General features: G+C 64.7%; 2 protein-coding genes. Both read right to left on the reverse strand.

Annotation, left to right across the window (positions count from 1 at the left end; all coding sequences use genetic code 11):
- A partial coding sequence (locus GFB48_RS17115; protein WP_163938660.1) for an IS4 family transposase occupies nt 1–900 on the reverse strand: 900 nt, incomplete at its 3' end.
- Nucleotides 901–1,050: 150 nt separating this feature from the next.
- Nucleotides 1,051–1,200: a GlsB/YeaQ/YmgE family stress response membrane protein gene (locus tag GFB48_RS17800; protein ID WP_305848755.1), complete on the reverse strand. Its 150-nt coding sequence runs from the start codon at nt 1,198–1,200 to the stop codon at nt 1,051–1,053.
- Nucleotides 1,201–1,214 lie beyond the last annotated feature (14 nt).

Here is a 1,214-nt window from a genome sequence, read left to right on the forward strand (position 1 = left end):
TTTGAAGCGCCGCCGATCGGTCAACGAGGTCAGCAGCACCCGCTCGCGCCCGCGTGCATCGATGGTGCGCACCGCCCGCGCGTCCCAGTATTCGGGCAGTTGCGGGCACTTCTTGCGCGCTTGCGGCGAGGTGCGCATGCGCACCATCGCATCTTCAGCGCTGCCGGCGATGACTTCCCAGCGCGTGTTGGACTTGGCGGGAATCAGGAAGTGGCGGTTGCGGCCGTTCATCGTCAGGCTGCACAGGATCTCGGCGCTCACAAAGCCGCGATCGAAGACCGTCAGGGAATCGTCCGGAATCTCGGGCAGCAGGTCCTTGGCATACACCATCTCGTTGGTGTCATAGCGGCCGAAGCGGATGTCGGCCACCAGATGCGTCGGGATGGCGGTGAGCGTGACCGCTCGTACCTGCGGATAGCTGGCCACCTTGCCGCTGGCATAGCCTTGCGCGCCGAAGTGCTCGCGGTTGGCGGGGCTGTCGGCGGTGCGCAGCGTAGTGCCGTCGATCGCCCACAGGCTCAAGCCCTTGATCGCATGACGAGCTCCATCCTGCAGCGTCCATGCTTGCGCCGTCCGCTTGAACAGCCACGCCAGCGGTGCCTGGCCAATCCGCTCGCGCGCTTGGGTGATTGCGCTCTTGCTGACAAAGGCGGCGCTCTCGTTGGGCAGGGCCAGATCAAGGCTGTCTACCACTTCGCTGATCGACCAGTGACGGTACATCGCCAGGGCAATCACCAGCCAGACTACCTGCTCGGCGGGCAAGCGCCGGCGCCGGATGCTTGCCGTGCCTGTCGCTGTCACCGCGCGCTCGATCCACTCGTAGGGCAGATGCTCTGCCAGCCGGCTCAGATCGGCCGGCTGTTGTGCTTCGAGCAGATAGGTGAGGTGGCTGGCAAGCATCGCGGCCGAAACGTTAACAGCCCAACTCGCCGTTTACAACCACTTCGCCTCCTCCAATGAAAAATGCCGTTCAGGCTTAACTGAACGGCATTACCCCGGCATGCGGGGCTTTCCCATCACTTGGACCCATCCGGCGTCATGCCGGCGGCATCAGCGGTTGCGCGCGATCGCGTGATAGGCCACCAGCAGCACGACCGCCCCGATCACGGCACCGATGAATCCGGCCGACTGTCCGGGTCGATACAGGTGCAGCAGTTGGCCGAGGAAGGTTGCCGCCAGCGCGCCGGCAATGCCGAGCACCGTGGTCAGGATGA

The sequence above is a fragment of the Paraferrimonas sp. SM1919 genome, from assembly GCF_010993985.1.
GTDB lineage: Bacteria > Pseudomonadota > Gammaproteobacteria > Enterobacterales > Shewanellaceae > SM1919.